15 protein-coding genes and 1 pseudogene are annotated in these 25,993 nt (G+C 72.9%); 9 read left to right on the top strand and 7 right to left on the bottom strand.

Features of this window, described 5'->3' with window-relative positions; genetic code table 11:
* Nucleotides 1-86 precede the first annotated feature (86 nt).
* Nucleotides 87-1,097, bottom strand: a complete 1,011-nt coding sequence (locus G1H19_RS01045; protein WP_202925958.1) for a glycosyltransferase — start codon at nt 1,095-1,097, stop codon at nt 87-89.
* Between the two features lie 382 nt (nt 1,098-1,479).
* On the opposite strand from G1H19_RS01045, the gene G1H19_RS01040 reads away from it, so the two are divergent.
* Nucleotides 1,480-1,698, top strand: a complete 219-nt coding sequence (locus tag G1H19_RS01040) for a hypothetical protein (RefSeq protein WP_152731264.1) — start codon at nt 1,480-1,482, stop codon at nt 1,696-1,698.
* A 130-nt stretch (nt 1,699-1,828) separates the two neighbouring features.
* On the opposite strand, the gene G1H19_RS01035 is transcribed toward G1H19_RS01040, so the two are convergent.
* Complete coding sequence (locus G1H19_RS01035) at nt 1,829-3,091, bottom strand: lipopolysaccharide biosynthesis protein (RefSeq protein ID WP_152731265.1); 1,263 nt, start codon at nt 3,089-3,091, stop codon at nt 1,829-1,831.
* A 469-nt stretch (nt 3,092-3,560) separates the two neighbouring features.
* Here G1H19_RS01035 and G1H19_RS01030 point away from each other — a divergent pair, with 469 nt between their 5' ends.
* The gene (locus tag G1H19_RS01030; RefSeq protein WP_152731266.1) at nt 3,561-5,135 is read left to right on the top strand and encodes a hypothetical protein; all 1,575 of its coding nucleotides are present in this window, start codon (nt 3,561-3,563) and stop codon (nt 5,133-5,135) included.
* A gap of 768 nt (nt 5,136-5,903) precedes the next feature.
* Here G1H19_RS01030 and G1H19_RS01025 read toward each other — a convergent pair.
* Nucleotides 5,904-7,050, bottom strand: a pseudogene (locus G1H19_RS01025) (IS3 family transposase).
* A gap of 297 nt (nt 7,051-7,347) precedes the next feature.
* On the opposite strand from G1H19_RS01025, the gene G1H19_RS01020 reads away from it, so the two are divergent.
* The 3 genes from G1H19_RS01020 to G1H19_RS01010 all read left to right on the top strand — a co-directional run bounded on the left by G1H19_RS01020 (nt 7,348) and on the right by G1H19_RS01010 (nt 13,103).
* On the top strand, nt 7,348-9,576 hold the full coding sequence (locus tag G1H19_RS01020; RefSeq protein ID WP_152731267.1) for a choice-of-anchor Q domain-containing protein: 2,229 nt from the start codon (nt 7,348-7,350) through the stop codon (nt 9,574-9,576).
* 382 nt (nt 9,577-9,958) lie between these two features.
* Entirely contained in the window at nt 9,959-11,422 is a 1,464-nt protein-coding gene (locus G1H19_RS01015; RefSeq protein ID WP_152731268.1) for a glycine-rich protein, read from the top strand.
* Between the two features lie 130 nt (nt 11,423-11,552).
* Nucleotides 11,553-13,103, top strand: coding sequence for a glycine-rich protein (locus G1H19_RS01010; protein ID WP_152731269.1), 1,551 nt, complete (start codon nt 11,553-11,555; stop codon nt 13,101-13,103).
* A gap of 155 nt (nt 13,104-13,258) precedes the next feature.
* Here G1H19_RS01010 and G1H19_RS01005 read toward each other — a convergent pair whose 3' ends face one another.
* Together G1H19_RS01005 and G1H19_RS01000 are read right to left on the bottom strand one after the other, a co-directional pair.
* The gene (locus G1H19_RS01005; RefSeq protein ID WP_152731270.1) at nt 13,259-14,677 is read right to left on the bottom strand and encodes an ATP-binding protein; all 1,419 of its coding nucleotides are present in this window, start codon (nt 14,675-14,677) and stop codon (nt 13,259-13,261) included.
* A gap of 348 nt (nt 14,678-15,025) precedes the next feature.
* Entirely contained in the window at nt 15,026-16,645 is a 1,620-nt protein-coding gene (locus tag G1H19_RS01000; protein WP_152731271.1) for a methyl-accepting chemotaxis protein, read from the bottom strand.
* Nucleotides 16,646-16,805: 160 nt separating this feature from the next.
* On the opposite strand from G1H19_RS01000, the gene G1H19_RS00995 reads away from it, so the two are divergent.
* The 3 genes from G1H19_RS00995 to G1H19_RS00985 all read left to right on the top strand — a co-directional run bounded on the left by G1H19_RS00995 (nt 16,806) and on the right by G1H19_RS00985 (nt 22,127).
* A complete protein-coding gene (locus tag G1H19_RS00995) occupies nt 16,806-17,012 on the top strand; it encodes a hypothetical protein (RefSeq protein ID WP_152731272.1) in 207 nt (68 codons plus the stop codon).
* Between the two features lie 148 nt (nt 17,013-17,160).
* A complete protein-coding gene (locus G1H19_RS00990; RefSeq protein ID WP_152731273.1) occupies nt 17,161-21,408 on the top strand; it encodes a PAS domain S-box protein in 4,248 nt (1,415 codons plus the stop codon).
* A gap of 161 nt (nt 21,409-21,569) precedes the next feature.
* Nucleotides 21,570-22,127, top strand: coding sequence for a hypothetical protein (locus tag G1H19_RS00985; RefSeq protein ID WP_152731274.1), 558 nt, complete (start codon nt 21,570-21,572; stop codon nt 22,125-22,127).
* Between the two features lie 38 nt (nt 22,128-22,165).
* Here the strand turns inward: G1H19_RS00985 and G1H19_RS00980 are convergent, their stop codons facing one another.
* Complete coding sequence (locus G1H19_RS00980) at nt 22,166-24,055, bottom strand: SpoIIE family protein phosphatase (RefSeq protein WP_152731275.1); 1,890 nt, start codon at nt 24,053-24,055, stop codon at nt 22,166-22,168.
* Nucleotides 24,056-24,336: 281 nt separating this feature from the next.
* Nucleotides 24,337-24,753, bottom strand: coding sequence for a hypothetical protein (locus G1H19_RS00975; protein WP_152731276.1), 417 nt, complete (start codon nt 24,751-24,753; stop codon nt 24,337-24,339).
* Nucleotides 24,754-25,301: 548 nt separating this feature from the next.
* Between G1H19_RS00975 and G1H19_RS00970 the strand changes: the two genes are divergently transcribed.
* Nucleotides 25,302-25,967, top strand: coding sequence for a hypothetical protein (locus G1H19_RS00970; protein ID WP_152731277.1), 666 nt, complete (start codon nt 25,302-25,304; stop codon nt 25,965-25,967).
* The last annotated feature ends 26 nt before the right edge of the window (nt 25,968-25,993 follow it).

Below are 25,993 nucleotides of genomic sequence, written 5' to 3'. Positions count from 1 at the left end.
GCAGCGCCCGATGCTCCCAGCGGCCACGTCCGCGGAGAGGGCCGCCGGGAACGAGCGTCCGAGGCCGGACGACGGCAGCTCTGGGCTCAGAGCAGGCGGCGGACGACGGACCAGTAGCCGGCCATCGCGGCGTTGAGCAGCCCACCGCCGACCGGCAGCGGCAGCACGCTCTGGTCGAAGCGGGCGGTGAGCAGGTGGGCCAGCTCGCGGTCGCTGCGCCGCCGCACGGACTGCACGTCGCGTCGGTGGTCACGTAGCCAGCGGCGGTGGCCCAGCAGCCAGCGGTAGCCGCGCAGCTTGGCCGGCAGCCACCCGCCGGCGGCTGCGACGGCGAGCATGGCCAGCTCGAAGGCGACCAGCACGGGGGCGAGCAGCAGCAGGGTGCGGCGGGACCACAGCGAGAGCACCATGGCCAGCCGGTTGCGCTCCAGCAGGTAGAACTTCGCGGTGTTGCGGCCGAACTCGTAGTGGTGCGCGACGACGGCGGTGGGCACGTAGACGACGTCCCAGCCCTGCTGCCAGCAGCGCAGCGACAGGTCGGCGTCCTCGCAGTAGGCGAAGAACTCGGTCGTGAAGCCGCCGAGGGCGTCCCAGACCTCGCGGCGGGCCGCGACGGCGGCGCCGGTGGCGCTGGTGATCGGGCCCTCGACGGCGTGGTCGGCCGCCGGTTCGCCCAGGTGCCCGGCCCAGGAGAGGCCGAGCACGTGCACCGGGTTGCCGCTGGTGTTGAGCAGCGTCGGGTCCGACGCAAGCCGCAGGGACGCCGACGCCAGGCCCACGGAGGGCCGGCGCGCCACCTCGGCCAGGGCGGCCAGTGCGTCGGGCTCGACCAGGGCGTCGGAGTTGACGAACGCCAGCACGGGTGCGGAGGTGGCCGCGGCGCCGAGGTTGCAGCCGCCGGTGAAGCCGGTGTTGGTGCCGGGGGAGAGCAGCAGCACGCCGGGCCGGTGGCGCAGCGGGTCCAGCGAGGGGCTGGTGCAGCCGTTGTCGACCACCACCACCTCGACGTCGACCCCGGTGGAGGCCAGGATCCGGTCGACGACCTCGACCAGGTACGGCTGGTCGCCGTAGGCGAGCACGATGGCGCCGACGTCCACGGGGCTCCTCCACGGATGGGATGCCGGGCACGGGGGCATGACCGGTCGGCACGATCCTGTCAGCGCCGTGTCACGGATCGGCAGCTGCCCGATCAGGGCGGGCTGACTCAGCAGGTGCCTGCCGGCGCCTTGCGGCAGGCCCGGCGTACCAACTCGTCCACACCATCGACGACGGATGGGTACGGTTCGCCAGGTGCCGTGGACGCCCGACCAGCCCAGTCCTCCGCATCGGCTGGATCGGTACGCTTTCCGAGCAGGCGCGTTGCGAAGCCATGACGGGACGGACGAAGGGCACGCCCTGGTCCTGCCCTTGGTGTTCTGGGCGCAGGTCGGTGGTCGTCTCCGGTGGCGCCGGTGGGGGAAGCCGCGCACGACGGCGGACGTGTGGGTCTCCGCCACCGCTGTCGAGCCCTCGTTCCATCTCGGCTGGTTCACGGGCGCGATGCTCGAGGAGATGCTGGACCTGTGGGATGCGGGCCAGGTCGCCGTGGGCAAGGACCTGCTGTACGACGTCCGGTGGCTCGACGAGGACGACTCCAGCACGATCGCCCGCGAGGTCTTCGACACGGACCTCGGTCACGAACGTGCCACTCGGGCATGAAGGTCCACCGCCCTGGCTCCACGGGTGTCTCTGCAGGGGGCGCTCGGCGACGGCGCGGCGGTGAGCTGCTCCCCGCAGCTCGGCCAGGCAACCGGCCTCGATCAGGACGCCGCGCTCGGCGGAACCGAGGTCACGTACCAGCCCGTGCGGTGGGTGCGGTGAGGTGCGGGCGCTGCAGCTGCCGGCGCATGGCGAGGGCCAGGACGACGGCGGCGACGGCGGTGCCGGCCAGGAACGCGTAGCCGACGCGCAGCTCCAGCCGGAGCGGCACGAGGACGACGAGCAGGAAGGCGACCGCGCCGGCCACCCAACCCAGGACGGAAGCACGGTAGGAGCGCACCGAGATGAGCGCCTGGCCGATCGTGGCGGCGACCATGAACAGCCCGCTCGCCGCGGCCAGTGGCCAGAGGTCGTTTCGGCTCGTGACGAATCTCGGGCCGTACACCAGTTGCACCAGCTCGGGCCCGGCGGCCAGCATGAGGAGCAGCCCGGCCACGCCCAGTGCGCTGACGACGCCGGTGACGAGCACGAGGCGGCGCCGGAAGCCGGCCCGGTCGCCGGCGGCGGCCAGTGCGGCCATGCCGGGCAGGAAGGACGCCTGGATGGCGGCGAAGACGAAGATCGGCACCCGAGCGAGCACCAGCACGCTGATGAAGGTGCCGGCGCGAGCCTGCTCGTCGGCCGCGGCGAGGAGGTTGACCGCGACCGGCGCGGCGTTGACGACGAACTGGCTGGCGAGCGCGCCCACGGTGAGCCAGCCGACGGCGTGCCCGAGGTCGCTCCAGGTGGCGTGCGGGCCGGGCGTGAGCGCCGGACCGAGTCTGCCGATGGTGCAGAGCACCGCCACGACGGGCGCCAGGGCGAGCCCGAGGCCGTACCAGCCGGCGGTCGCGACACCGGCAGCGGTGAGCGCGGCGGCGCTGCCGATCCGCAGCACGCCGTCGATGCCCAGCTGGGCCCCATAGCGGGGGAAGGCGCCACTGCCGGCGAACGCGCCCCGGCTGAGGTGCTCGGCGCTCAGGCCGACGAGGCCGACGAACAGGGCGAGCACCATCACCTGCTGACCGGCGAACAGCCCGTCGGCCACCGGGTGCCTGCCCAGCAGCAGCAGCACGCCGGCGAGCGCGATGACGCCGCCGCCGACCAGGCACGCGCGCAGGAAGAGCGGTCGGGCGCCCTCGCCCCGGGCGGCCCGGTGGGCGACCGCGCGGCCCACCTCCTGCTCCAGCGGCTGGAAGAGGGCCGGGCCGAGTGCGTTGATGAGCACCCACAGCGTGGCCAGCGGAGCCAGCTCGGCCGGGCCGAGGGTGCGGCCGGCAACGGAGAGGAACGCGAACGACGCCAGGCCCAGCACGCCGAGGCCGACGGCTACCGGGCCGAGTTGTCGGAGCACGGCGGGCACTGCCTGCGCCATGAACGTGCCCCCCTGTGCGTCGGCGACGCTCGATCGAGAGCTTAAGGGGGCTCGCGTGCGGCCTCCTCGGGTCTGTTGCGGAGCCAAGTGGGGCGGTCCGGAGTCGACGTGTCGGCAACCACAGAGATGGCCGGGTCGGCTGTGACTCGTGGGAGGACACGCTGATTTTCTTCGTGTCGCCGGTCGCGGAACCGTCAGTCCGCTGCTCGGCAGCCCTGCCAGGGCGTGTCGCCCCTGTTGTGGGCATCATGTGACTGCTCATCCGTGTCCAGTTTGTGGAGACACTCCGCTTCTGGGCCGGGCGAAGTCGACAAACAGTCAAGTGCTGCCGTCAACAAGGCACGACACGCACCAATGACGCCCTCGACGTTCCTTGTGCGACGGCTCATCCCTGATAACTTTCTGTCAGCCGCCCAACACGGGGCGCGATCGATGGGGGTTCCACATCATGAGCAAGCGTTCAATCTCGGTCGGCATCCTGACCGCTGGTCTCACCGTCGGCCTGGCCGCCTCCGCGATGGGGCCCGCCATGGCGCAGGGCAACCCGGTCGGGGGCAAGGGCAACCTGTACTTCCTGAGCGGCGCGGTCAACGCGTCTGGCCAGGCGCAGGCGACTATCGCCTTCGGCGACGCTGGCGACGAGGTCTTCTACGGCGACTGGTACGGCAATGGCAGTGACCTGCCCATGGTTCGCCGCGGCAACGTGTTCTACGTGCCGAAGGAGTTCGATGTCTACTCCACCCAGAACGTGTTCGTCTACGGCGACGCCAACGACCGCGTCCTGATCGGCGACTGGAACGGCGACGGCAAGGACAGCATCGCCGTCAAGCGTGGCAACCAGTACTTCGTCAAGAACGACAACACCAAGTCCGGCAAGGCCGACAGCGAGTTCTTCTACGGCGACGCGAATGACACGGTGCTGGTCGGTAACTGGGACGGCGTCTCGAACCCGGTGGCGTCCTCTGGTGTGGACAACTCGGTGCCGCTCGACGGCGACTTCACCGACGCTGCCAAGCCGGCCTTCGCCGCAGACGTGCTGAACGCGCCGCCCGTTTACAACAACGCCACCCCGCCGGCCCTGGTCTCCGGCGACCCCGGGTACGACGCCAACAAGAACGGTGACTTCACCGAGGCCGGCGACCGTCAGCCCGGCACCGGTGTCGACAACAACAAGGATGGCGACTTCACTGACCTCGCCCAGGTCGCCACCATCGCCGACGTGCCCCCGGGACAGGGTGGCAAGGGTGACACCATCATGGTGCAGCGCGGCAACCAGTTCTTCGTGAAGAACTCCATCACCACTGGTGTTGCCGACTACACCTTCTACTTCGGCGACCCGAGCGACGAGAAGAACGTCCTCGTCGGTGACTGGGCCACCCCGGCCACGGCCGCCACCGCCACCGCCTCGGCCATGCTGCCGCAGTCGGGTGACGGTGCCGACCAGATCGCCATCCGTCGTGGCTTCACCTACTACCAGTCGTCGGAGCTGGAGGCGGCTCGCGCCAAGAAGGGCAACCCGACCACCACTCGCTCCTTCGCCTACGGCGACGCTGGCGACACCGTGTTCGTCGCTTCGCTGCCCAGCGAGGCGGTCGACGAGTTCGGCAAGAGCTTGTACCAGGTCACGCTGAAGAACGGCGTTGCCACTCAGGACTCCGCCAGCGACCTGCCTGCCCTCGCGGCTGGTAACTACTACTACGACGCGGCGGGTGCGCCCCTGGTTGTGACGCCCACCCCGACGCAGAACCTCACCGCTGCGCCGGTGGTGGCCAAGACGAAGGCGGGGGCCTCGATCACCATCGCCGTCAACGAGTACTACACCGAGAACAAGCTTGCCGGCGGCGTTCCGGTGTACCACGCCACGACTGGCGTCCTGTACGTGACCAGTGACGCCGCCGCGACGGTGGCCGTCGGTACCCCGACTCCCGTCTTCACCAAGTCTGGCGCCCCGGTGACCACCAACACCAAGCTGAACAACACGACTCTGATCGTGACCGGTGACGGCCTGGGCGTCCGTCGCTGACCCGCCTGAACAGACCGAAGTAGTCCGCGAGGACTGCGGCACCGCACCACTGCACTGAACGAGACCCCCGTCCGAGCCCACCGGCTCGGGCGGGGGTCTCGTCGTGTGCACGCCGGGCTCCACGACACACTTCTAGCGCCGCGGCCTGCTCCGTCGAGCGGCGTCCGCAGGCATCGAGGCGAACCCTGGCCGAGCGGCAGGTCGTTCGCTGGCCGGCACGGTCCCGCGCGAAGCGGTGGTGGCGAGAAGGCCCCATGAGGCTGACAGGTCGGTCCCAGCCCAGGAGGCGACCCTCGGTGAGCCCCTCACGCCGGTCGGGCCTCTACGGGGAGCCAGACAGACCGGCGCTCGACCGCCGGGTCGCCGACGTCCAGCTGCACTGCCTGCTGGGCACCGCAGGGGCGTCCGCCATGTCCTCGGAGGCCGGTGATGATCAGCGCCCCTTGGTCAGACATGACACGACGAGGTCGAAGGACGCGAGTCGATCGTCGCGTTCCACGACGGCCCGAGGTTCTGCTCCAGCGTTGGGCGCGTGATGTAGTCGATGGCTTGGACGGGGGCGCTTCGCCGGCACCCCGGCGCTGGTGGTGGAGATCCTGTCGACCAACCGGACCTACGACCTGTCGGTCCGGTGCTGTTGGCCCAGCTGTCATCCGTCGGCTCGCTGACGGCCGTCGGGTCTGGTGCCAGTGGAGTCGTACTGAACCGCCCCGGGATTGATGGAGGCGCTGGGGTGTCCCGGGTTCCGCGGAGTCGGGTAGCTGGAAGTCAGGCCACGACGATCTTCCTTTGAGCTTCGAACTCTATCGGCGTGAGCCAGCCCAGGGCGCTGTGCCGGCGGCGTCGGTTGTGCCAGACCTCGAGGTACTCGAACATCGCGTTGGCCAACTCGATGCGGGTCTTCCACCGTCTGCGGTCCAGCAGCTCGACCTGCATCCGCGACCAGAACGACTCGATCATGGCGTTGTCGAAGCAGTCGGCGATGCTGCCCATCGAGGGCACCAACCCCGAGGCCTTGGCCCGGCCGGTGAAGGCCCAGGACCCGAATTGGACGCCTCGGTCGGAGTGGATCACCGCGCCGGCCGGTGGGGTGCGGGAGTCGATGGCCATGCCCAGGGCGTTGGTCACCAGCGCCGCGGTCGGGGAGGCGTCGATCGACCAGCCGACGACCCGACGGGAGTAGACGTCCAGCACCACCGCGCAGTACACCTTGCCCTCTCTGGTGGGGTGCTCGGTGATGTCGGTGACCCACAGCTGGTTGGGTCCCGAGCGGGCGAAGTCGCGGTCGACCAGATCTCTGGCGACCAGGTCCGTGCGGGGACGTCGCCAGCGTGGCCGGCCTGCCACGCCGCGGATACCGGCCCGGCTCATCAAGAGCTCGATGGTGCCGCGGGAGACCGCTACGCCGCGGCCCAGCGTCAGCTCGGCGTGCACGCGTCGACCGCCATAGATCCCATGCGAGGCCACATGTACCTCGCGGATCTGGTCGGTCAGCCACGCGTGCCGGACTGACCGCGCCGAAGGGGAACGGGCAAGCGATGCGTAGTAGCCCGACTCCGACACACCCAGCACCCGGGTCGCGACCTGCACCGGCAGACCCTCACCGGCCATCACCGAGATGGCCGCGAACCGCCTTTGGGGGCACCACCTTCCCCAGCAGCTCGCTGGCCCGCCGATGAATGGCCAGCTCGGCCTCCAGCTCGGCGATCTTCCGCTTCGCTGCGGTCAGCTCCGCCTTCTCCACGCTGCTGAGCCCCGCGACCAGGCCCTTGTCGATCCGGTCCTGGCGACGCCAGGTGTAGATCGACTCTGGACTGATCTGCAGGTCCCGCGCCACGTCGACGACCGCCCGCCCGGCCTCGACCAGATCAAGCACCTTGCGCCGGAACTCCGGCGGATAGCCACGCCTGCCCACGAACCCTCCTCAGAGGACACATGGCCAGAATTCCAGCTACCCAACTCCACCGAACCCGGGGCCGACCATTGTGAGTTGTTGCTGCGTCCGGCGGATCTCTTGGTGTGCGCGAGCGCGGGGTTCCGGGTGTCACGCACATCGCCGTCTGGTCGGCTGCTCGATCCTCAGGTGGACCGCCTTCGTCGAAGGCTGACGCGAGGAGGAACGGTGTTCATCGCCCGGGGACAGCGAGCAGCAGGACGGAGCCCTGTCGGGCGTCGTCCGTGGGTCGGGCGGCCGTCGCGCGCACTGATCGGCGTGGCGGCCATCGGTGGGGCCGCCGTCGGTGGTCTCCTGACCGCCGGCCCGGCCGAGGCCGAGGAGACGTTCGTCGTCACCACCACGGCGGACAGTGGCGCCGGGTCGCTGCGGGCTGCGATCCTGGCCGCCAACTCGGCGCCCGGGCCCGACGTCCTCATCTTCGAGCTGCCGCCGGACAGCGTGATCGACGTGCTGACGCCCATGCTGGTGTCCCAGCCGGTTCACATCGACGGTGCGCGAGCCCTGAACCTCACGGTGCGAGGGGACGGGACCAGACGGATCCTCGTCATCAACGCCGGTGCCGTCGAGACCACCGCCATCAGCGGCCTCACCATCTCCGGAGCGGGCGGTCCCCAACCGGGAGGGGCGATCTACGCCGTCAACTCCGCCGTCGCGCTCGACGACGTCCGCCTCGTCGACAACACCAGCGGTGACGTCGGTGGCGCGCTGATGGTCCGAGGGGGCAGGCTCACGATCGCGCGATCGGTCATCTCGGACAACCGCGCCGCGGGTGCCGGTGGTGGGGTCGCGACCGTGGACGCAGACCTGTACGTCAAGAGCTCCCGCATAGCGCGGAACACAGCCGGTGGGGAGGACCCCGAGGCGCACGGGGGCGGGTTGTACGTCCAGAGCGGTGAGGTCGAGATGCGGGGCGTCTCGATCGTCGAGAACGAGGCCACCGGTGACGGCGGCGGGCTGATGGTGTCCACCGGCAAGGCGCTCCTCGCCGACCTGGAGGTCGTCGACAACACGGGGGTCAACGGCGGTGGCATCGCCTCCCGAGGGACCCTTGGCACCTCCGTCCTCGAGTCCGTGGTGCGGGACAACGAGGCCAGCCAGGCCGGCGGGGGCGTGTTCATCGCCGACACGGACAACTCGCGCGTCTCGGGCACCGTCGACGGCAACACCGCACAGCGGGGCGGGGGTGTCGCCCTGTCGGCGACCAGGACGGACGTCGTCCAGGCCACGCTGAGCCGCAACACCGCAGCGATCACCGGCGCGGCACTGTCGGCCGAGACGGGCGCCGAGGTCCGGGTGGACACCAGCACGATCAGCGAGAAGACGTCCGGTTCGAGCAGTCAGCCGCACGGCGCGGTGGTCGACCTCGGCGGCGGGGGACAGGTGGCCGCCCCGTCGTCGCTCCGGCACGTCACGATCGCCGACAACACCGGTGAGGTCGGCGTGGTCATCGGGCCGCAACCAGTGACCGTGACCGACACCATCGTCCACGGCACCGCCGGCGGGAACGACCTGGAGACCATCGGGACGGACGCCGACGTCGCGTACTCGCTGATCGGCGCGACGGTCGACAGCTTCGACGGGCTCGGCGTCCTCGTGGACACCGACCCCCAGCTCGCCCCGCTCGCGGACAACGGCGGGCGCATGCAGACGATGCTGCCCGCGGCGGGCAGCCCGGTCATCGATGCGGGCACCCCGGAGCCCCTGGACTCGGCCGGTCCGCCGAACGAGGCTGACCAGCGCACCGCGTTTCGCGTCCTGGCATCCAGGGACGGTGTCCTGGCTCGCCGGGACATGGGAGCGGTGGAGTGGACCTGGTCAGCGAGCCCGCCCGGCAGCGCCCCGTCGAACCCGTCGACCGGCGGTACCCCGACCAGCACCCCGCCGACCAGCACCCCGCCGACCGACACGCCGCCGACCGTTCAGCTGCCGCCGCTGGACGTCCCGTCGACTCCCACGCCCACGGTGGTCCCGCCGGTCTCGGCACCGCCGGTTCCCGAGACGGCCGCGCCCACCGGACCGCAGCGGCCGGTGGTACCGCCAACCCCACCGTCCACACCGCTGACGCTGACCACCGACCGCGGTGCGATCAGCACGATCGACCCGGGGCAGGCGCTGACCGTGGTCGGTACCGGCTTCCGGCCGTTCTCGCTGGCGACGATCGTCATCTACTCGACGCCGATCGTGCTCGGCGAGGTGATGACCGACGCCGCGGGCGACTTCCGGACGACGGTCACGGTGCCCGCGTCGCTGGAGGCCGGTGCCCACTCGCTGGTCGCCTCCGGCACTGCTCCGGACGGCAGCAGCCGGTACCTGCGGATGGACGTCGTCATGGACGCGCCGGCGCCCGCCGCGGTGACCGACGGCGGGCCGCAGCTGGCCGAGACCGGCGCGTCGATCGCGCTCCCGGTGCTGGCCGGGCTGGGTCTGCTGGCCGCCGGCGCGGGCCTGCTGGTCGCCGCCCGGCGCCGGGCCGTCCAGAACTGAGCCGGTCGCCCGACCGGGCTCGGGAGGCGCACGTACAGGGCCCGCCGACGTCACCCGACGTCGGCGGGCCCTGCTGCATGCAAGCCGCGATCACCCTCTGGTGCTGCTGGGGCGGGAGTGGTCGACCGGCAGGACGGGCGCGCTCTGGACGCGTGCGCTCCACAGCATCCGCGCGCAGCTTGGTGAAGGGCTGCCCGCCGTGCCGCACCTGGCCGGCAGGCCGCTCCGGTCACCCTCTGTACCGGAACCGGGCCGGTGTGGTCCGGCGCGGAACGCTCGGGGGCAGGCAGTGCGAGGACGACGCGATGGACGACGCGATGGACGCCGCAGGGGGCGCGGCGTCGGCGCAGGACTGGCCACGCTGGCCGTCGGTGCGTCGACCGTGCTGGGTGCTCTGGTCGCACCCGCGCTGGCCGTGGACACCAGCCGACCGGGGGTCACGGTGTGGTCGCCGTCCGACGGGGACTCCGTCTACACCGTGCCGGCCGGGGTCTGCAGCATCGCCGTCAGCCTGATCGGCGGGGGTGGCGGATCCGTGCCCGGCAAGAGCCACCTCGCCGGCGCCGGTGGCTACCTGGAGTTCCGCATGACCGTCGTCGCCGGCCAGGAGTTCCTGGTCCAGGCCGGGGGGCAGGGAGCTCTCCAGGCGGGTGGGCACAGCGGGGCGTCGCCGTCCGGCGGTGGCTCGGTCCTCGGGTACGGCGGCGGTGGGGCGAGCGTGCTGCGCGAGGGCTCCACCGCCCAGGCGCCCGTGCTCGCGGTGGCCGGTGGCGGCGGCGGGGCCGGTGCGGGCTTCCAGGCGGTCCAGGGCGGTGACGCCGGTCCGACCGGCGCCGGCGGCCAGGACGACACGCCCGGAGGTGGCGGCGGTGGTGGCACGGCCGCCGCCGGTGGCGCCGGCGGCGTGTCCACCTTCGAGACGTCCACGGACGGCCAGCCGGGTGCTGCCTCGCTCGGCGGCGACGCCCCCGACGTGGCCGGTGGCGGTGGCGGCGGCTGGTTCGGCGGCGGCTCCGGCGCCTGGGCGATGGGTGGTTCCACCCATGGAGGCGGTGGTGGGGCGGGCTCGAACCACCTCGTCACCGACAGCCGGATCAGCCAGCCGTTCAACCGGACGATGTTCCCCCGCGAGAACGCCCAGCGGCCGGGGCGCGTGCTGGTCTCGGAGCTGCCCTGCTCGACGCCCACGCTGTCCGCCCCGACCGGCCCGCCGACGTCCCAGGTCCCGGTCGACCCGGCGCCGGACACCGTGCCCCCGGCAGTGCCGACCACCACCAGCGCCCCGACCACGACGGCGGCTCCGACCCCGACGTCCACCACCGCGTCCACGACCGCTCCGGCCCCCACGGCTCCGGTGAGCCCGCCGGCCGGGCCGGAGGGTCCGGCGCCGGTGGTCCCGCCCGTCCCGCCGGCGACGCCGCTCACCCTGACCACCGACCGGGGCGTGATCACCGACATCGACCCGGGTCAGGCCCTGACCGTGATGGGCACCGGCTTCCGGCCCTTCTCCGCCGCCACGATCGTCATCTACAGCACGCCCGTGGTGCTCGGCACCGTCACCACCGACGCCGACGGGAACTTCCGGACGACGGTCACGGTGCCGACGTCCCTGGAGGCCGGCGCCCACTCGCTGGTCGCCTCGGGCACCGCGCCGGACGGCACGAGCCGCTTCCTGCGGATGGACGTCGTCATGGACGGGCCGGCGCACGCGTCGCCTCCTGCGCCGAGCGGCGGGCCGGCGCTGGCCTACACGGGTGCCGCGACGGTCGTCCCCGCGCTGATCGGTGTCGGGCTGCTCGCCGGCGGTGGCGGCCTGCTCGTGGCTGCCCGGCGCCGGGCCGGCTGAGCTCCGCCTGCACCGCGCCTTCGCGGTCGTGAGCAGCCGTGCCGCGGCCGCCGACCAGCTGCAGTTCCATCCCCGCGCGACCGCGTCGGGTCCGCGCCCGTGTTCGCCGGGCGACAGAGGGAGAGTTGACGTGAGAAGCACTTCGTGGGCCCGTCGGACGGGCGCCCTGACCGGTGTCGGCGCGATGGCCGCCGCCGTGGGGCTGATCGCCCTGACCGGCCCGGCCCTGGCCGACATCACCGACGACATCTACCACGAGGACGCCTACGAGCTGGGCACGGCCACCGTGCCCGACGGGGCGTGCTGGGTCGACTGGGTGGTGCGCGGCGGCTCCGGCGGTGACGGCAACGGCGACAGCTACGGCGCCGGCGGTCTCGGTGGGGTGGTGACCGCGCGCACGGCCGTGACAGCGGACAGCGTCCTGGTCCTGACCGCCGGCCAGCAGGGGCGCCAGCCCAAGAGCGACGAGACCCGCGGTCCCGGCGGCCACTCCGGTGAGGCGCAGTCCGGCGGGGACGGCGGCGTCGGCGGGGGCGGCGGCGGCGGTGCCTCCACCGTGCACGTCCAGGGCGACGACGGGTTCCTCGTGGTGGCCGGTGGCGGCGGCGGCGGGGCGGGCAGCCAGCAGGCCCGGGGTGGCGACGCCGGTCGGCCGGGTGCCGCCGGTCAGCCGAGCACCACCAGCAGCAAGACATTCCGCGGCGGCCGGGGTGGCACCGCTGTCGCCGGGGGTGCCGGCGGCTACGGCACCCAGACCCTCTACGACTTCGAGGACGAGCTACTGGGTACGGGCCCGGCAGGGGTGCCGGGCGGCGATGGCACGCTGGGACTCGGCGGCGACGGGGAGGGGCCCCGTGCCGGCGGTGGCGGTGGCGGGTACTTCGGTGGCGGCGGCGGTGCCTCGAGCGGGGAGAGCCTGGGCGGCGCGGGCGGTGGTGGCAGCAGCTTCGCCGCCGCCACCGACTACGACAGCGTGGTCCTCGACTTCTCCGGCGACGGCGTGATCCGTGGGAACTACGTCGACTGCGCGGTCGCCGGGCCCCCCAGCACGCCGACGTCGCCGCCGCCGGCCTCGGACCCGGGGCCGGTCAGCACCCCGACCGCGACACCCAGCGCCCCGACACCGAGCGCCCCGCCGACCACCGTCCCACCGACGACCGCAGCACCGACGACGGCTGCACCCACGAGCCCGGTCGCGCCGCCGTCGACACCGCCGGCAGCGCAGCAGCCCGTCGTGCCGCCGGTGCCGCCGGTGACGCCGCTGACCCTGACGACCGACCGCGGTGTCATCACCGAGATCGACCCCGGCCAGGCGCTCACCGTCGTCGGCACCGGCTTCCTGCCGTTCTCGACCGCCACCATCGTCATCTACAGCACCCCGATCGTGCTGGGCGACGTGGTCACCGACGCGCAGGGCAACTTCTCCACGACGGTCACGGTGCCGAAGACCCTGGAAGCCGGGACGCACTCGCTCGTGGCGTCCGGGATCGCACCGGACGGCACCAGCCGGTTCCTCCGGATGGACGTCGTCATGGAGTCGGCGGAGCAGGCGCCCGCGGCCGGTGACGGTCCGGCGCTGGCGGACACCGGTGCCTCGACCGTGGTGCCCGCCCTGCTCGGCGTCGGCCTGCTCGCCGGAGGTGCCGGCCTGCTCGTCGTCTCCCGGCGTCGCGCCGGCTGATCGGCCGGATCGCCGGGGAGCGGCGGATGGCTGCCGTACCCGGCCGTCAGTAGGGGAACCGGGCGACCCAGCCGCGCAGGTCCGAGGCCATCCGGGACAGCTCGTCGACGGCGACCGGGTCTGGGACAGCGACTCGGTGGTGGTGGCCGCCGCCATCAGAGGCGGCGCCACCCGGCCAGCAGTTGCTCGGGGCCGATGACGGTCGGCCCGCTGACGGAGCTGCCCGTGCGGGAGACGACGACCAGGGGGGTGTCGGCAGCGGCGCCGGGCAGCTGGCCGCGGTGGGTCACCAGGGCGCCGAGGTCATTGCTGTCGAACGGCTGGCCGTCCAGCCACTTGATCGACCCGACGGCCTCGATCCGCGTGGCCACCGGCTCGCGGTCGGCGATCACCAGATCGATCTCCGGGTCGTTGGTACGAGTCCAGTACCCACCGACGATGCCGTCCGCACCGCCTCGTGCGTCGGCGGGCAGGCGCATCAGGCTCTCCCTGACCACCGGCTCGACCGCCCGGCCCCGCCAGGAACTCCACGACGACCGGATTCGTGCCAGCACTCGGTCGCCGCGCCCGCGTTCGATCTCGGCCAGGTGCGGGCCGAGAAAGCTGAGCCAGAACCGCAGGTAGGGGTCAGCAACCCGGTAGCGGGTCTCTCGCGAGGGCCTCGTCGACAACGGCGTGTCTGCCGCGACGACCCGCTTGGCCCTCAGCTGGGTCAGCGAGCGGCTCAGTGATGCCTGCGGCAGTCCGCCGGCCTTGCGAGCGATCGTGCTGAAGGTGCGTTCCCCGGCTCCCACCGTCGACAGGACGCGGCGGGCCTGGGCTTCGGTGGGGAACTCGGCGGCCAGCGCGCGTTCGGCGCTGACCAGCAGGGCCGAGGTGGACTGCGCCAGCGCCTGCTCCAGGTAGGCCCACATCGAGAGGCCGGGTGACCACTCCTGGCAGATCAGGGGCAGCCCCCCGGTCAGCAGATGGGCGTCGAAGGCGTCAGCGGGTTCCAGGTCGAGCATCCTCTGCACGTCCAGTGGACTCAGCGGCGGGACCACCATCTCCTGGGCGCGCTGGTGGAACGGGCGGCCGTAGGCGTTGAGCGCCTCCATCATGGCCAGGTCCGAGCCCACCCCGATGAGCAGGACCGGCAGTCGGGTCAGCACCCGGTCGAACACCTTCTGCAAGGTCCCCTCGAACGCTGCGTCGTCGCCGGTCAGGTAGGGGAGCTCGTCGATGACGATGATGCTGGGCGCATCGGTGGGCACGGTGGTGGCCAGCAGGGTCAGTGCCGCTTCCCAGGTGCTGGGCGTGACCGCGGCGAACGTCGCCGCACCCGGCAGGTCGGAGGCGGCCACCTCGGCCGCGAACAGCCGCAGCTCCTCGGCGGATGGCTGACGGGAGGCGGTGAAGTACACGTGCGGGACGCCCGAACGCTCGATGAACTCCTCCACCAGCCGGGACTTGCCCACCCGTCGCCGGCCACGCACCAGCAGCGCCCTGCCGGGCCGGGGCCCCTCCGCCCGGACGGCGGCCAGGTGTCGCCCCAACGACGCGAGCTGCTCGTCCCGGCCAATGAAGACGCTCATCCAGGCCCACCCCCATGCTGCCATCAAAGATACTCTCATCTATGAGAGTATCAGCGGTGTTCGCATGGCGCCGGCAGTACGTGGAACGGGCGACCGAGCGGGGCGTTCGTCATGCGCCCGTGTTCGTCCGATGGACGCCACCACGTCGGTGCAGAGAGCAGCCGTGCTCCCACCCGAGCACGGTGTGGCGCGAGCTGCTGTCGCCGGGTGGCTGCGTGCCCGGTCGAGGGCGGGCTGACGAGCTGCCGGTGGACCCACCTCGGCCAGCGGCTGATCAGCTGGTCATCGCGGAGCGGGCGGGCGCCGACGTTCCCGGACGATCGTCGGTCCCGGCGCCCGCCCGTGCTGTCAGTACGTGAACCGGGCGACCGAGCCACGCAGGTCCGAGGCCATCCGGGACAGCTCGTCGACCGCGACCCGGGTCTGGGACAGCGACTCGGTGGTCGTGGCCGCGGCCGCGCTGACGCCGGTGATGTTCTGGGCGATCTCCCCGGTGCCCGCGGCCGCCTCGGCGACCGAGCGGGTCATCTCCTGGGTGGTGGCGGTCTGCTCCTCCACGGCGCTGGCGATGGTCAGCTGGTAGTCGTTGATCGAGCCGATGATCTCCGAGATCCGGCCGATCGCCTCCGCCGCACCGGTGGTGTCGCCCTGGATGGTGGTCACCCGCCGGGAGATCTCCTCGGTGGCCCGCGCCGTCTCCTGCGCCAGCTCCTTCACCTCGTTGGCCACCACGGCGAAGCCCTTGCCGGCCTCGCCCGCACGGGCGGCCTCGATGGTGGCGTTCAGCGCCAGCAGGTTGGTCTGCTCGGCGATGCTGGTGATCAGCTTCACGACGTTGCCGATCTCCCGGGAGGACTCGCCGAGCTTCAGCACCGTCTGGTTCGTCGTCGCGGCCTCGGCCACGGCGCCGGCGGCCACCCGGGCGGCGTCGTTGGCGTTCTGGCTGATCTCCCGGATGCTGGCACCCATCTGCTCCGCGCCCGCGGCGACGGTGCCCACGTTGCGGGAGACCTCGCCGGCGGCTGAGGACACCACACCGGACTGCGCGGCCGTCTCCTCCGCGGAGGCGCTGATCTGGGCGGCGGACGCCGACAGCTCCTCGGCCGAGGCGGCCACGGCCTCGCTGGAGGCCACCACCGCGGCCATCACCGCGCGCAGGCTGTTCATCGCGACCCCGAGCCCGTCGGCCATCCGGCCCAGCTCGTCGCCGCTGCGCACCTCGGGGGCGGCGGTGAGGTCGCCGTCCGCGAGGGCCTCCACGGACGTCTGCACCGTGCGCACGGTGCGGGTGATCTGCCGGACCACCACGGTGGCCAACCCCGCCGCGAGCAGGACCCCGATCACCAGCGCCTCCCACAGCAGCAGGACGGCGGAGTCCGCGGCCTCCTGGGCGGCGTCGGCGTCGCGCTGCGCGTCGGCGCCCTGGCGGGCCTGCTCGGCGCCGAAGGCCTCCGACAGCCCGCGCCCGGCCTCGGCCAGCGGCCCGGTGGCCAGGGTGAGCGCGGTGGCGCGGTCACCGGTGTCGGCGGCGGGCACCAGCTGGGTGTCCACCAGGGTGTAATAGGCGTCGATCTTCTCCGCGACCGGGTCGAAGTCGGCCGGGTCGCCCAGCGTGGCCAGGTAGTCCTGCTCCTGCTGCTCCAGCGTCGTCCGACGCTCGGCCAGGTCCGGGCGCAGGCTCTGCCGGGTGGCCTCGTCGGAGAGGGCGTAGAGGATGTAGCGGGCCCGGTCGCCCTGGAAGGTGCGCTGCAGGACACCGAGCTTGTCCAGCGGCACGATGCTGCCGCTGTTCAGCGTCTGCCCCGCCTGGGCCAGGGTGTTCACCTGCGAGACGGCGACCACGGTGATGCCGATGGCCACGACGGCCAGCAACGCCAGGGCCGCGCCGATCTTGACCGCCAGCGGTCGGGCGCCGAACCAGCCACCGCGGCGCGGGGGCTCCTCGTCGGTCGGGGGAGCGGTGGACATGGTGGGCCTCCGGGATGGGTGCGCAGCGAGATGACCCCCCGTACGACGCCCCGCTGCACCGATGGACGCCATCGTGATCATCGGCAGCCGGTCGAAACGACCGGACCGCTCACAGTTCCCTGCCAGCACCCGTCCAGGTACCAGTCGTCACACTGGCCCCGTGGACGACGACGCAGCTCCTGGAGCCAGCCCCCCAGCCCTCGCCGACGGGCGTGATCGGTGGCCCTCGGCGCCGCTGCTCGGCGCGGGACTGGTCGTGTTCGGTGCAGCCGGGCTGGGGCTCGCTGCCATCGGGGGATGGGTCGGCCTCGGCCTGGTGCTCCTCCTGGCCGCCGGTGCGATCGCGCTCGTCGTGGCGGCCTGCTGAGCCGAGCGGCCCGGGTCGACGTCGCGTGGGTGGCGCCGTGGCTCAGGCCAGCGCGTCCGCGATGGCCTGAGCCACGGCGGTGGACCCCGGCTGCACGAGCAGCACGATCGACGTCTCAAGAAGGCGACCGGCGTGCCGATGTACCGGTGTGACTCTGCTCGCGCGCCCGTGGCACCGGCTCGACCGGCAGGCCGTCGTGGTGGCCGTGCTGCTGCTCGTCTGCGGCACGCTGGCCTCGTTCCTCGGCGCCGTCTTCACCACCCGGCTCGGTGACCGGCAGGCGCAGGAGGTCCTGGACCGGCGGGCGGCGGTCGCTGCATGGGCGCTGGAGGGCGAGGTCGCCCGGTACCGGGACGCGGTGGGCGCGCTGGCCGCATCGGTGGGTGCGCAGCAGGACTTCGACGCAGCCGACTTCGACGCCCTGACGGCCCCGCTGTCCGGCAACCGGCTGACCGGCGCCTCGAGCGTCGCCTTCATCGGCGCGGCGGGACCGGACGAGGTGCCTGCCGTCTCGGCGTACTGGCAGGCGCGCGGCTCGGCGCCACTGGTGCCCGACGGCACCGGGGAGCACATGTTCGTCCTGTTCAGCGTGGCCCTCGACGGGGGCGCGATCACCACCCGCGGACGCGACGTGTCCGGGGTGCCCGAGCCCTCGGCGGCCCTGCGGACGGCCCGGGACACCGGCACCACGGTGGTCTCCGACGGCTACGTCTTCCTGCGTGACCGCGCGCTCCCGCTGGAGCAGCAGCAGCAGTCCTTCGTGATGGTGACCCCCGTGTACGGGCCGGCGACCACCGCGCGGGCCCAGGAGTTCCGCGGCTGGGTGCTGCTGGGCATGCGCGCCGCCGACCTGGCGCAGGGCACGCTGAGCGACGCCGCGCAGGGGCTGATCAACGTCTCGCTGAGCGTCACCGACTCCACCGGTGTGCCGGTGGAGGCGACGGCGGTCGGCAACGGCACGGCGTCGACGTCCACCGACGTCCGGGTGGTGGAGGTGCCGGTCGCGCAGCAGACCTGGACGTTGACGGTGTCCAGCACCACCGCCGGGGACGGGCTGTCGGCGAGCTACGGCAAGCTGTCGCAGGTACTGCGCTACGGCGGCACGACACTCAGTGTGCTGCTGGCGGCGCTCGCCTGGACCCTGGTCTCCGGCCGCCGCCGGGCCCAGCGCCAGGTGCACGAGGCCACGCTGGAGCTGCAGGCGGCCGAGGCCGCGTCCCGCCGCCAGGCCGAGCTGCTGGACGCCGTCGTGGACAGCATCGGCGACGGGGTCTCCGTCGTCGACGCTGCCGGGGAGACCGTGCTGCAGAACCGGGCAGCCGAGGCCCTGCTGGGCTCGGTCGAGGCGCCGGGTGACCCCGGACAGTGGCAGGAGGACTACGGCGTCTTCCGGTCCGACGGCACCACGCCGTTCCCGACCGGGGAGATGCCGATGGTGCGTGCCCTGGCCGGCGAGAGCCCGCCGGCCGTGGACCTGGTCATCCGCAGGCCCGGCCGCGCACACCACGTCGTCCTCAACGTGACCGCGCGGCCGCTGGTCGCGACCGCCGGCACCGGCGCGGCGGTCGCGGTGTCCCGGGACGTCACCGAGGCCCGCCGGCTGCAGGCCCGGCTGGCGGCCCAGGCCGACGTGCAGCAACGCCTGCTGACCGCGCTCAGCGACCTCGGCGAGGCCGTGTCCATCCTGCGCGAGGGCCGGCTGACCTACGTCAACGACGCCTACGGGCAGATGCTGGGCCGGCCGGTCGGTGCACTGATCGGCACCCGGGCCACCGACCTGTGCGCCGACCAGGCAGCGTTGCAGGAGTCCGCGGCGCTGGCCGAACGGCTGACCACGCCCGGGTCCAGCGCCGGGCCGATCCGCACCCGGTTGCGGCACCGGGACGGCAGCGTCGTCACCGTGGAGGTGGCGGCCATCGCCGTCGAGCACGAGGGCGGGCACCAGGTCGTCTGCCTGCTGCGCGACGTCACCGAGCAGCTGCGCACGCAGGCCGAGCTGGACCGGCGCGCCGAGCTGCTGCAGGCGCAGCGGACGGCCGAACTGGAGCACCGGGAGGCGCTGGCCGCAGCGCAAGCCGAAGCGGCCCGCGAGCACGGGGCGCGGGTCAGCGAGGTGGCCGCCAGCCAGGCCCAACTGCAGGCCGCCTTCGACGACGCGCTGGCCGGGATGAGCTGGACCACTCCGGACGGCCGCTTCCTGAAGGTCAATGCCACCTATGCGTCGATGGTGGGCCGCACCACCGAGCAGCTGCTGGACATGCGCGCCTCCGAGCTCGACCACCCCGACGACGACCCGGCCGAGACCATCGCCCTGGTGCGGGAGACCCTCGCCGGTCAGCGGCCGGGGTTCCGTCAGGACAAGCGGTTCGTGCGTCCCGACGGGTCGGTCGGCCACGTGGAGTTGTCGGCGGTGTTGATCCGCGACGCCGACGGCGCCCCGCTGCACTTCGCCAACCAGGTCATGGACATCACCGACCGGGTGCGTGCCGAGGCCGAGCGCGACGCGCAGCAGGCGATGCTGCGCGCGGTCATGGACAACACCCGGTCACTGATCTACGTCAAGGACATGGACGGCCGCTACCTGCTGGCCAACGCGCTGCTGCAGCGCGCCTTCGGCCGCAGCGAGACGCAGATCGTCGGGCGCACCGACGACGACCTGCACGTCACCGTCGACCCCGCCTGGCGGGAGCGGGACCTGCGGGCCCGGGACGGCATGGTCGCCGAGGAGGACACCATCATCCGCGCCGACGGCTCGGTGACCACCTACGAGTCGGTGCGCTTCCCGCTCTTCGACGCCCACGGTGCGCTGTACGGCACCTGCGGGATCAGCCTGGACGTCACCGCCGACCGCCAGGCTGCTGCGGAGAGGGAGGCCGCCGCGGCCGCCGTCGCCGAGGCCGCGGAGGCCAAGTCGCAGTTCCTGGCCACCATGAGCCACGAGATCCGCACCCCGCTCAACGGCGTGCTCGGGCTGATGGCGCTGCTGCTGGACACCGGCCTGGACGCCCAGCAGCAGTCCTGGGCGCTGGCCGCCGAGCGCTCCGGGCGGGCGCTGCTGGCCATCGTCAACGACGTGCTGGACACCTCCAAGATCGAGGCCGGCGCGGTGGAGCTGGAGAGCGTCGAGCTCGACGTGCTGGCCGTCGTGGACGACGCGCTGCTGCCGCTGCGCCAGACCGCCGAGCAGAAGGGCCTGGCGCTGGTGGTCGCGCCGGCCCGGTCGCTGGAGCGGCACCGGATGGGCGACCCGACCCGGCTGCGCCAGGTGGTCACCAACCTGGTCGCCAACGCGGTCAAGTTCACCGACGACGGCAGCGTGACGGTCCTGGTCGCCGGCAACGGCATGCGGGTCGACCTGACGGTCACCGACACCGGCATGGGCATGACCACCGAGCAGCGGGAGAAGCTGTTCACCCGCTACGCCCAGGCCGACGCCTCCACCACCCGCCGGTTCGGCGGCACCGGGCTCGGGCTGTCCATCGTGCGCGGGCTCGTCGAGCAGATGGGTGGCCACATCTCGGTGGTGAGCACGCCGGGCATGGGCAGCTCGTTCCGGGTCGCCGTGCCACTGACCGCGATCGATGCGCCCCGGCCCGGGACCGCACCGGTGACCGGCGCGCCCACCCCGATGGCGCTGCGGCTGCTGCTGGCCGAGGACAACGACGTCAACCAGCTGGTCGCCCGGGCCACGCTGGAGGCGCACGGGATGAGCGTGGACATCGTCGACGACGGCGCGGCGGCGGTCACCGCCGTCGCCGCCGGTGGGTACGACGCGGTGTTCATGGACTGCCGGATGCCCGGCATGGACGGGCTGGAGGCCACCCGCCGCATCCGCAGTGCCGAGCGTGCCACCGGCGCGGCCCGGCTGCCGATCATCGCCATGACCGCCAGCGCCTTCGACGACGACCGCACGGCCTGCCGCGAAGCCGGCATGGACGGCTTCCTGCCCAAGCCCTGGACCCGCGAGCAGCTCACCCAGACCCTCGCCGACCTGGCCCGCCTGCACGTCCCGCGGGCCAGCACACGCGGGGCGGCGCCGACCGGGGGAGCGGTGTTCGACCCGGAGACCGTCGCCGAGCTGCGCGAACTCGGCGACGACGCCTTCACCCACCTGTACCGCGGCTACGCCGACAGCCTCGCCGGCTCCGTCGCCGCGCTGCTCGATGCCGCCGACGGGACCGGCACCCCGGACGAGGAGACGGCCACCCTCGCCGGGGTGGCGCACCGGCTCAAGGGCAGCAGCGGGGCGCTCGGTGCCCTGCGGCTGGCCGAGCTGTGCAAGCGACTGGAGTCGGTGCACCCGGGCGACGAGCCCGCCGTCCGAGGGACCCTCGGAGAGGTCCAGGCCGAGGTCGCGCGGGTCCGGCTCGGACTGGACGAGCTGCTGCCGCGCTGATCGGACATGCCCTGCGCGGGGTCCACCGGGCATCGTGAGGCCCGGCGCGACCCGCACGAAGGACGCTCAGCAACGCGCTGGACCGTGCACATGGCCGGCACAGGGGCGCGTCCGATCGTCGTCCCTGCGGCCGGACGGTCCGGCTGCAGTGAGGGGTCCCCATGCGGAAGAAACTCGTCGTCGCCGCCACCGCCGGCGCACTCACCCTGGGCGGCGTCGCCCTCGCCGTCCCCGCGCTGGCCGCGCCGGACGGCACCGGTCAGACCGCGGTGCAGCGGATCACCGAGGCCCTGTCCGGCCTGGTCGACGACGGGTCGCTGACCCAGGAGCAGGCCGACGAGGTGGCCAGCACGCTGAGCGAGGCCGGTGTCGGCGAGCGCGGCGGGCCCGGCGGGGGCCCGTTCCAGCTGGAGGCGGCCGCGACCGCGCTGGGCATGACCGAGGACGAGCTGCGCACCGCCCTGCAGACCGACGGCACCAGCCTCGCCGACGTCGCCGGCCAGCAGGGCGTGCCGGTCGAGAACCTGGTCGACGCGCTGGTCACCGCCGAGCAGGAGCGGATCGCCCAGGCGGTCGAGGACGGCAGCCTGACCCAGGAGCAGGCCGACGAACGGCTCACCGACCTGGAGGCCCGGGTGACCGAGCGGGTGGACAGCGACCAGTCCCGGCCCGGGCGCGGGCCCGGCGGCCGGGGTGCCGACGACCCGACCGACGACTGAGGCGCTGGGCCCGCGAGGCGCACGCGCGCCCCACCGGCTCAGCGTTCCCGCGCGGGCGTGTCGATGTTCTCCGGCACGACGTTGGGGCCGGCCTCGGCGGGACGGGGCCGGTCCTGCCGGTGCATCCGGACCGCGACGAGGGCGACGTCGTCGTCCCGGCGGTCGCCCACGAGCCGGTCGAGCACCTGGTCGCACAGCGCGTCCAGGGGCAGGTCGGCGAGCTCCAGGACCAGCCGGCGCAGCGCGGCCACCCCGACGTCGAGGTCGCTGCCCGGACGCTCGACCAGGCCGTCGGTGTACAGCAGCACCGTGGCGTCCCGCTCCACCTCCAGCACGCTCTCGCCGCGGACGGCCGTGTGGTCCACCCCGAGCATCAGCGTCCCGCTCGGCGGTGGGACGTCGATCAGCTGGCCCGCCGCGCCGACGACCACCGGCGGCAGGTGCCCGGCGCTGGCCCACCGCAGCCGGGTCACGCCGCGGTCCCGGTCCTGCTCGGTCTGCTCCACCCGCAGCATCCCGACGGTGGCGTAGGTGCTCAGGCCGAGCTGGGTGATGGCGGTGTCCAGCAGGTCGAGCACCTGGGCCGGCGCCGGGTCACCGGACACGCTGATGCCGCGCAGCAGGCTGCGCAGCTGGCCCATCACCGCGACCGCGCTGATGTCGTGCCCGACCACGTCGCCGATGACCACGTTCAGCTGGCCGTCGGCCTGCAGGAACGCGTCGTACCAGTCGCCGCCCACCTGGCTGGACACCATCGCCGGCAGGTAGCGCACCGCGATCTGGCAGTGGTCGGGCTGGAACGGCTCGGTGAGCATGCTGCGCTGCAGGTTCTCCGCCAGCAGCCGGCTGCTCCGGGCGTCCTGCCGTTCCCGCGTCAGCGCCTGCACCCGGTCCAGCGCCTGGGCGCACTGTGCGGCGAACGCCTGGACCAGTTCCACCTCGTCCCGGGTGAAGGTCCGCTCCGCAGCCCACCCGGCCAGCAGCGAGCCCAGCAGCCGGCCCTGGTGGGTCAGCGGGACGGTGATCCACGCCCGCTGCCCCGACTGCTCGGCGACGGTCCGCATCTCCGGGGTCCACGCCTCCGCCTGGGCCTGGCTCTCGAAGACCACGGTCTCCCCGGTGCGCGCCGTCCAGGCCCCGGGCAGCCGGCTGTCCAGGCCGATCGTGCCGTACTGCCGCTGGGCCCCCTCGCCCAGCGACGGGGTGAGGGTCAGCTGGACGGAGCCCTGGGCGTCGTCCCGCAGGGCGATCGCACCGCCGTCGGCGCCGAGGGCGGCCAGCCCCGCCCCGGCCAGCACGTCGGTGACGTCGCTGACCGTCTCGGCGGCGGACAGCTGCAGGACGACCTGCGCCATCGCGGCCAGCCGGCGGGTGGCCTCCTGCTGGGAGTCCAGCAGCGCGCGCAGCTCCCGGCTGCGGGCGTAGGAGTCGGCCTCCAGCACGTCGGTGCGCGCCCACTCGTCATCGCCCCGGGTGTCGGTGCGGCGCCGGCGCTCGGCCACGTACTCCGACACGTCCTCCGTCCGCTGCAGCACCAGGACGGTGCGGCCCTCGTCGTCCAGCACGGGCACGCTGATCAGCGACCAGGCGCGCGGGACCAGGCGGCCGGTCGCGGTGTCGCGCAGCTGGTAGTGCACCAGCGGCATCGGGTCGGGCTCGCCGGTGTCGCGAGCGCGCTCGAACGACACCAGCACCGGGTTCACGCCGTCGGCGTCCAGCGACTCCGCTGCCGGTGGGAACGCGTCGAAGACGTACCGGCCGACGATGTCCTGCCGGGTGCGTCCGACCAGGGAGAGGTAGGCGGGGTTCGCCTCCACGATCACCAGGTCCGGGGACATCACCAGGTAGGCGGTCGGCAGGGACGTGAAGACCCGGGCGAAGTCGACGTCCCCCGGGGTGGAGCGGTCGTGCTGCACGTTCGTGCCCAAGAGTCCTCCGCAGCGTGCGACGACTCAGCGTAGCCGCTGCCGCGCGGCGATCGAGGCACGAGGGTCGCGACGGGACAACGAGTACCCGGGCCCCAGCGATCGGAGGGGGCGCCACAGCCGGGGCCCGGGTGCTCGGCCGCGGGTCAGGCGTGCTGACCCGACGGCTCCCGCATCCGTTGCGCCGGGGGGGACCCCGTCACGCTCCGTACTGCGACGTCAAGAGATTATGCTGCCGCCGCCCTGAGACCTGTGAGGCGCGCGGGAACGATCGGCGCGTCGTGTCAGGCGACGCGCGCCCAGCTGGCGTCGGGCTGCAAGGCCATCATGGCGACGTCGTCGGGGAACGAGAACTCCGTGCCGGGCTGCATCGGGGTGAAGGTGCCGTCCGCCTCCAGACGACGTCCGTTGATGACGGTCCCCACGGCCAGCTGGACATCGGCCGAGCCGGGCTTCGCGCCCAGGCGGCCCTCGATGATCCCGCGCATCCGGAGCCTGCCACTGCGGATGTGCACGTCGCCCTTCACGATGGCCTCGACGTCGGCGTGCCCGTCCAGACGCACCTCGAGCGGGCCGTCGACGATGCCGATCATGTCGAGTTGGCCGGTGACGACGGCGCCGCCGTGCAGTGTGCCGTTGATCTCCAGGCCGCCCTTGATCTCCAAGGGGCCCATGACGTCTCCGGTGATCTTGTCGAACATCTGACCGACTCTCGTAGCAGGGAAGTGCTGACGCGGCGACCGTACGCGCTGTATCCATGCGGTATGCGGAGCGTGAGGTTCCTGGGGTGATTGGGACTGGTGCGTCATCTCGGTTCGAGATGTTCGTCCGACGTCCGCCGATGGCTGCCGATGGGAACCGGCGCTTCCTGGACGGGGCTCGACGGGCGGTGTCGCCGCCGCTCGTCACGATGTGCCGTTGCCGGTGACCGACACGCCGATCGAGCCCGGCTCGAGGTCCGCAGATGGCCTCCCACCTGCTCACTCGCTGCGACGTGTCGGCGGCGCGGCATGGTGTTCACGGCCTCGGGCCTCCCACCGTGGGACGGCCGAGACGACAGGAGCCCCATGAGCACACGCGTCCGACTGACCGCCACCTGCGCTGGTGGAGTCGCGTTCGCCGTGCTCATGGGTGGGGCGTCGCCCGTGGCCGCGCAGGGCAACCCCGTCGGGGGCGCGGGCGACCAGGTGTATTTCGGTGCTTCGTCGACGACGGGGGCGTCTTCGGCGGCGACGGGTTCGACGACGCGATGGTGCGCCGGGGCAACACCTTCATCGTCCGTGGGCAGGGCGGACGGTCGTTCTCCTTCGGGGACGCCGGCGACACCGTGCTCGTCGGCGACTGGGACGGCGACGGGACCGACGCCCTGACCGTGCGCCGCGGCAACCGCTACTTCGTCGAGAACGACATCGACACCGGCGTCGCGGACCACGACTTCTCCTACGGCGACGCCGGAGACACCGTCCTGGTCGGCAACGGGGACGGCGACACGAGTGCCGAGTCCGACGAGTACGCCCTGACCACCGACACGCTCGCCGTGCGGCGCGGCAACCGCTTCTTCATCAGGAACGACACCGAGACGGGCGTCGCCGATCTGGAGGTCACCTTCGGCGACGCGCGCGACACGATCCTGGTCGGGGACTGGGGGAACCGGCTCACCTACGGGGACGACAGTCGCACCCCCCAGCGCGAGACCGACGTGCTGCGATACGCCGGTCCCTCAGGCGACCACGCCGACCAGTTCGCCGTCCGGCGGGGCAACCACCACTACTTCTCCGACGAGGTCGAGAACCCGTGCGACCGCGGATCGCGGCGAGCGGATGACCACGAACTACGACTTCGCGTACGGCGAGCCGACCGACACGGCGTTCGTCGCGCAGCTGGCGGTCACCTACGACACCTCCGAGCTGGGTGAGACGACGGTCTACGGCGACGGCCTCG

Origin of the sequence: Goekera deserti, assembly GCF_010685995.1 — a bacterium.
Classification (GTDB): Bacteria; Actinomycetota; Actinomycetes; order Mycobacteriales; family Geodermatophilaceae; genus Goekera; species Goekera deserti.
The sequence above is the reverse complement of the archived record's forward strand: the minus strand, read 5'-3'. Positions and strand labels throughout refer to the sequence as shown.